This is a genomic window from Enterobacter sp. SENG-6 (assembly GCF_001605945.1).
Taxonomy (GTDB): Bacteria; Pseudomonadota; Gammaproteobacteria; order Enterobacterales; family Enterobacteriaceae; genus Enterobacter; species Enterobacter cloacae.
Map to the genome: position 1 here is coordinate 1 of NZ_LOMM01000041.1, position 5,960 is coordinate 5,960.

Annotated in this window: 6 protein-coding genes; all 6 read left to right on the top strand. The window is 54.9% G+C overall.

From position 1 onward, the window contains the following. Positions 1–244 precede the first annotated feature (244 nt). Positions 245–664, top strand: a complete 420-nt coding sequence (gene rbsD / locus AX755_RS17805; RefSeq protein ID WP_062857180.1) for a D-ribose pyranase — start codon at positions 245–247, stop codon at positions 662–664. A 7-nt stretch (positions 665–671) separates the two neighbouring features. Then, the gene (gene rbsA, locus AX755_RS17810) at positions 672–2,177 is read left to right on the top strand and encodes a ribose ABC transporter ATP-binding protein RbsA (protein ID WP_020690258.1); all 1,506 of its coding nucleotides are present in this window, start codon (positions 672–674) and stop codon (positions 2,175–2,177) included. A gap of 4 nt (positions 2,178–2,181) precedes the next feature. After that, positions 2,182–3,147: a ribose ABC transporter permease gene (gene rbsC, locus AX755_RS17815; protein WP_029883505.1), complete on the top strand. Its 966-nt coding sequence runs from the start codon at positions 2,182–2,184 to the stop codon at positions 3,145–3,147. 27 nt (positions 3,148–3,174) lie between these two features. Then, on the top strand, positions 3,175–4,065 hold the full coding sequence (gene rbsB, locus AX755_RS17820) for a ribose ABC transporter substrate-binding protein RbsB (RefSeq protein ID WP_013099394.1): 891 nt from the start codon (positions 3,175–3,177) through the stop codon (positions 4,063–4,065). Positions 4,066–4,172: 107 nt separating this feature from the next. Next, a complete protein-coding gene (rbsK, locus tag AX755_RS17825; protein WP_038982504.1) occupies positions 4,173–5,102 on the top strand; it encodes a ribokinase in 930 nt (309 codons plus the stop codon). A 3-nt stretch (positions 5,103–5,105) separates the two neighbouring features. Continuing rightward, a partial coding sequence (rbsR, locus tag AX755_RS17830) for a ribose operon transcriptional repressor RbsR (protein WP_231883367.1) occupies positions 5,106–5,960 on the top strand: 855 nt, incomplete at its 3' end.

Here is a 5,960-nt window from a genome sequence, read left to right on the forward strand (position 1 = left end):
CCTCTTCTATGCCAGTTATAACTGTTACCCATGTATCCGGTCTAAAGTGTCACCCATGTTTCCGGTTCATACCCTTCGCTTACCCGGCCTACTCATACTCAATATTCCCGCCAAAATTTACGTCTCATTTCACTTAGCGAAACGTTTCGACACCGATCACAATTCTGTTACGTCATGGTGGTTTTCTGAGCACTCTTGAGACTAAACTGATTTCAGCGAAACGTTTCGCTAGTGGAGCAAGAAAATGAAGAAAGGCACGGTTCTCAACTCAGAAATCTCGTCGGTTATTTCCCGTCTTGGGCATACCGATACGCTGGTGGTTTGCGATGCAGGCTTACCGGTTCCGCGCAACACAACCCGTATTGATATGGCGTTAACGCAGGGCGTGCCCTCGTTTATGCAGGTACTGGATGTAGTGACCGCGGAGATGCAGGTTGAGGCGGTCATTCTCGCGACGGAAATTAAACAACATAATCCGCAACTCCACGAAACGTTGCTCAATCACATTGAGCAACTGCAACAACACCAGGGAAACACCATAGAAATTCGTTACACAACGCACGAACAGTTCAAACAACAAACCGCAGACAGTCAGGCGGTGATTCGCAGCGGGGAGTGTTCCCCGTATGCGAATATCATTCTCTGTGCTGGCGTCACCTTCTGAGGCCATCATGGACGCATTACTGCAACTTAAAGGGATCGATAAATCGTTCCCGGGCGTAAAAGCCCTTTCTGGCGCGGCGCTGAACGTTTATGCCGGACGCGTAATGGCGCTGGTGGGCGAGAATGGCGCCGGCAAATCCACCATGATGAAAGTGCTGACCGGTATCTATCAACGCGATGCCGGTTCACTTTTGTGGCTGGGTAAAGAGACCACCTTCAGTGGTCCAAAAGCCTCGCAGGAAGCGGGGATCGGCATTATTCACCAGGAACTGAACCTGATCCCGCAGCTCACTATTGCGGAGAACATCTTCCTTGGCCGCGAATTTGTTAACCGGTTTGGCAAAATTGACTGGAAAACGATGTATGCCGAAGCGGATAAGCTACTGGCGAAGCTGAACCTGCGCTTCAAAAGCGACCGCCTGGTGGGCGAACTCTCCATTGGCGACCAGCAGATGGTGGAGATCGCGAAAGTGCTGAGCTTTGAGTCGAAGGTCATCATTATGGATGAACCGACGGACGCCCTGACCGATACCGAAACCGAATCCCTGTTCCGCGTCATCCGCGAGCTGAAATCGCAGGGACGTGGAATTGTCTATATCTCTCACCGTATGAAAGAGATTTTCGAGATCTGCGACGACGTTACCGTCTTCCGCGACGGGCAGTTTATTGCCGAGCGTGAAGTGGCATCGCTGACGGAAGATACGCTTATCGAAATGATGGTGGGACGCAAGCTCGAAGATCAATACCCGCACCTCGACAAAGCACCGGGTGAAATCCGCCTGAAGGTGGATAATCTCTGTGGCCCGGGCGTGGACAATGTCTCCTTTACCCTGCGCAAAGGGGAAATTCTTGGCGTGGCAGGGCTAATGGGCGCCGGCCGTACCGAGCTGATGAAAGTGCTGTACGGTGCGCTGCCGCGATCCAGCGGTTATGTCACTCTCGACGGGCATGAAGTGGTGACGCGCTCTCCGCAGGATGGCCTGGCGAATGGTATTGTTTATATCTCTGAAGACCGTAAGCGCGACGGCTTAGTGCTGGGCATGTCGGTGAAAGAGAACATGTCTCTTACCGCCCTGCGCTATTTCAGCCGCAGCGGCGGCAGCCTGAAACATAAAGATGAACAGCAGGCAGTCAGCGATTTTATCCGCCTCTTTAATGTGAAAACCCCCTCGATGGAACAGGCGATTGGCCTGCTGTCCGGCGGTAATCAACAGAAAGTGGCGATTGCACGCGGGCTGATGACGCGCCCGAAAGTGTTGATCCTTGATGAACCTACCCGCGGCGTGGACGTAGGGGCTAAAAAAGAGATCTATCAGCTGATTAACCAGTTCAAGGCCGACGGTCTGAGCATCATTCTGGTCTCTTCCGAGATGCCAGAGGTATTAGGCATGAGCGATCGCATTATCGTCATGCATGAAGGGCATCTCGGCGGTGAATTCACTCGCGAGCAGGCCACCCAGGAAGTTCTGATGGCTGCCGCTGTGGGCAAGCTTAATCGCGTGAATCAGGAGTAAGAAGATGACTACCCAGGCTGTTTCTGGTCGCCGTTATTTCACAAAGGCATGGCTGATGGAACAAAAATCGCTGATTGCCCTGCTGGTGCTGATCGCGATTGTGTCGACCATGAGCCCCAATTTCTTCACCGTTAATAACCTGTTCAACATTCTTCAGCAGACCTCCGTGAACGCCATTATGGCGGTCGGGATGACGCTGGTGATCCTGACATCGGGTATCGATCTGTCCGTCGGTTCCCTGCTGGCGCTCACCGGTGCGGTTGCTGCTTCAATCGTCGGGATTGAGGTCAACGCGCTGGTGGCCGTTGCCGCTGCGCTGGCGCTGGGTGCGGCAATTGGTGCTGTCACCGGGGTTATTGTGGCGAAAGGTCGTGTTCAGGCGTTTATTGCGACGCTGGTCATGATGCTGCTGCTGCGCGGTGTCACCATGGTGTATACCAACGGCAGCCCGGTTAACACCGGCTTTACGGACAACGCCGATCTGTTTGGCTGGTTCGGTATCGGTCGCCCGCTGGGTATCCCGACGCCGGTCTGGATCATGGCCATCGTCTTCCTGGCGGCGTGGTACATGCTGCACCACACGCGTCTGGGCCGCTATATTTATGCACTGGGCGGTAACGAAGCGGCAACGCGTCTGTCCGGTATCAGCGTCAACAAAGTTAAAATTATCGTTTACTCACTGTGCGGTTTGCTGGCCTCTCTGGCGGGCATCATCGAAGTGGCGCGCCTCTCTTCCGCGCAGCCAACGGCGGGTACGGGGTATGAGCTGGATGCCATTGCGGCAGTGGTTCTGGGCGGTACGAGTCTTGCGGGCGGTAAAGGTCGCATTGTTGGGACATTGATCGGCGCACTGATTCTCGGTTTCCTGAATAATGGTTTGAATTTGTTAGGTGTTTCCTCCTATTACCAGATGATCGTTAAAGCAGTGGTGATTTTGCTGGCGGTCCTGGTAGACAACAAAAAACAGTAACTGACGACACTACAGGACATCTTAGATATGAACATGAAAAAACTGGCTACCCTGGTTTCTGCTGTCGCGCTGAGCGCAACCGTAAGTGCTAACGCTATGGCGAAAGACACCATCGCGCTGGTTATCTCCACGCTGAACAACCCGTTCTTCGTCTCCCTGAAGGATGGCGCACAGAAAGAAGCCGACAAACTGGGCTACAACCTGGTGGTGCTGGATTCACAGAACAACCCGGCGAAAGAGCTGGCTAACGTGCAGGACTTAACCGTTCGCGGCACCAAAATTCTGCTGATCAACCCAACCGATTCTGACGCGGTGGGTAACGCCGTGAAGATGGCAAACCAGGCGAAGATCCCGGTGATCACCCTGGACCGTCAGGCAACGAAAGGCGACGTTGTGAGCCACATTGCGTCTGATAACGTGCTGGGCGGTAAAATCGCGGGTGACTACATCGCGAAGAAAGCAGGTGAAGGCGCGAAAGTTATCGAACTGCAGGGTATTGCCGGTACGTCCGCAGCCCGCGAACGTGGCGAAGGTTTCCAGCAGGCGGTTGCGGCTCACAAATTTAACGTCCTGGCCAGCCAGCCTGCTGACTTCGACCGTACTAAAGGTCTGAACGTCATGCAGAACCTGCTGACCGCGCACCCAGACGTGCAGGCGGTGTTCGCACAGAACGACGAAATGGCGCTCGGCGCGCTGCGTGCCCTGCAGACTGCAGGTAAATCTGATGTGATGGTTGTCGGATTTGACGGCACACCAGATGGTGAAAAAGCGGTAAATGATGGCAAACTGGCGGCGACCATCGCTCAGCTGCCTGAGCAGATCGGCGCGACTGGCGTGCAGACTGCTGACAAAGTGCTGAAGGGCGAAAAAGTTCAGGCTAAATATCCAGTTGACCTGAAACTGGTCATCAAGCAGTAAAAAGGCGATTCAGGCAGTCGCTGGCTGCCTGAGGGACACCAATAAAGAAAAGTGTGGCATACGCCACCGGGTAACACCGGTGGCGCTCTCAGATGGACAGCTCAACCATGAAAACCGCAGGCAACCTCGTCGTCCTTGGCAGTATCAATGCCGATCACATTCTTAACCTTGAATCCTTCCCGACGCCGGGCGAAACCGTCACCGGCAACCATTATCAGGTGGCATTTGGCGGTAAAGGTGCCAACCAGGCGGTTGCAGCAGGACGCAGTGGGGCAAATATCGCGTTTATCGCCTGCACGGGTGATGACGATACCGGTGAGCGCGTGCGTAAACAGCTCGCCAGCGATAACATCGATGTTGCGCCAGTCAGCGTTGTTGCAGGGGAATCGACCGGCGTGGCGCTGATTTTCGTCAACGCGGAAGGTGAGAATGTCATCGGTATTCATGCAGGCGCGAATGCCCGTCTTACGACGGACCGCGTTGAAGCACAGCGTGAGCTTATCGCTAATGCCGACGCGTTACTGATGCAGCTGGAATCGCCCGTAGAAAGCGTACTGGCGGCCGCTGACATTGCGCATCAAAATCATACCACTGTCGTACTTAATCCTGCGCCTGCCCGTGTATTATCAGACGAACTGCTGGCGCGGGTGGACATCATTACACCGAACGAAACCGAAGCGGAAAAACTGACGGGCATTCGTGTTGAAAATGATGATGACGCAGCACGTGCCGCGAAAGCGCTGCACGATAAAGGCATCGGCACCGTTATCATTACCCTCGGTAGCCGCGGCGTGTGGGCAAGCGTAAACGGCGAAGGCCGTCGCGTGCCGGGCTTTAAGGTCAAGGCGATTGACACCATCGCGGCAGGCGATACGTTTAACGGAGCATTGGTGACAGCGCTGCTGGAAGGAAAGGGAATGGATGATGCTATCCGCTTTGCGCATGCTGCTGCGGCTATCGCCGTCACGCGCAAAGGTGCCCAGCCCTCCGTTCCGTGGCGTAAAGAGATCGATGAATTCTTAAGTCAGCAGGGGTAACGCTTGGCCACAATGAAAGATGTCGCCCGCCTGGCGGGCGTTTCTACGTCGACAGTCTCCCACGTCATTAATAACGATCGCTTTGTCAGCGAGGCGATTCGGGAGAAAGTCGAAGCCGCAGTGAAAGATCTTAACTATGCGCCGTCTGCGCTGGCCCGCAGCCTGAAGCTCAACCAGACGCGCACCATTGGCATGCTGATCACCGCCAGTACGAATCCCTTTTATTCTGAACTTGTCCGCGGGGTGGAACGCAGCTGCTTCGAACGCGGCTACAGTCTGGTGCTGTGCAATACCGAAGGGGATGAGCAGCGCATGAACCGTAATCTGGAGACGCTGATGCAAAAACGCGTCGACGGGTTACTGCTGCTGTGTACCGAAACGCATCAACCCTCGAAAGAGATTATTCAGCGTTATCCGTCTATCCCCACGGTGATGATGGACTGGGCGCCGTTCGACGGGACCAGCGATCTGATTCAGGATAACTCCCTGCTGGGCGGAGATATGGCAACCCAGTATCTGATCGACAAAGGCCATACCCGCATCGCCTGCATTACTGGTCCGCTGGATAAAACCCCGGCGCGGCTACGTCTGGAGGGGTACCTTTCCGCGATGGCTCGGGCGGGACTCGCGGTTCCGGAGGGTTACCGTATAACCGGCGATTTTGAATTTCAGGGCGGTTTCGAGGCGATGCAGACATTGCTGGCGCAGACACCGCGCCCGCAGGCCGTCTTTATTGGCAATGATGCCATGGCGTTTGGGGCGTATAAGGCGTTGTACCAGGCGGGATTGCGTATTCCTGACGATATGGCGGTGATTGGCTACGATGATATCGAACTGGCCAGCTACATGACCCCGCCG

Excerpts from the sequence above, each read along its gene's own strand:
- rbsK (WP_038982504.1), top strand. The coding sequence starts at position 4,173 with ATGAAAACCGCAGGCAACCTCGTCGTCCTTGGCAGTATCAATGCCGAT.
- rbsA (WP_020690258.1), top strand. The coding sequence starts at position 672 with ATGGACGCATTACTGCAACTTAAAGGGATCGATAAATCGTTCCCGGGC.
- rbsD (WP_062857180.1), top strand. The coding sequence starts at position 245 with ATGAAGAAAGGCACGGTTCTCAACTCAGAAATCTCGTCGGTTATTTCC.
- rbsC (WP_029883505.1), top strand. The coding sequence starts at position 2,182 with ATGACTACCCAGGCTGTTTCTGGTCGCCGTTATTTCACAAAGGCATGG.
- rbsB (WP_013099394.1), top strand. The coding sequence starts at position 3,175 with ATGAACATGAAAAAACTGGCTACCCTGGTTTCTGCTGTCGCGCTGAGC.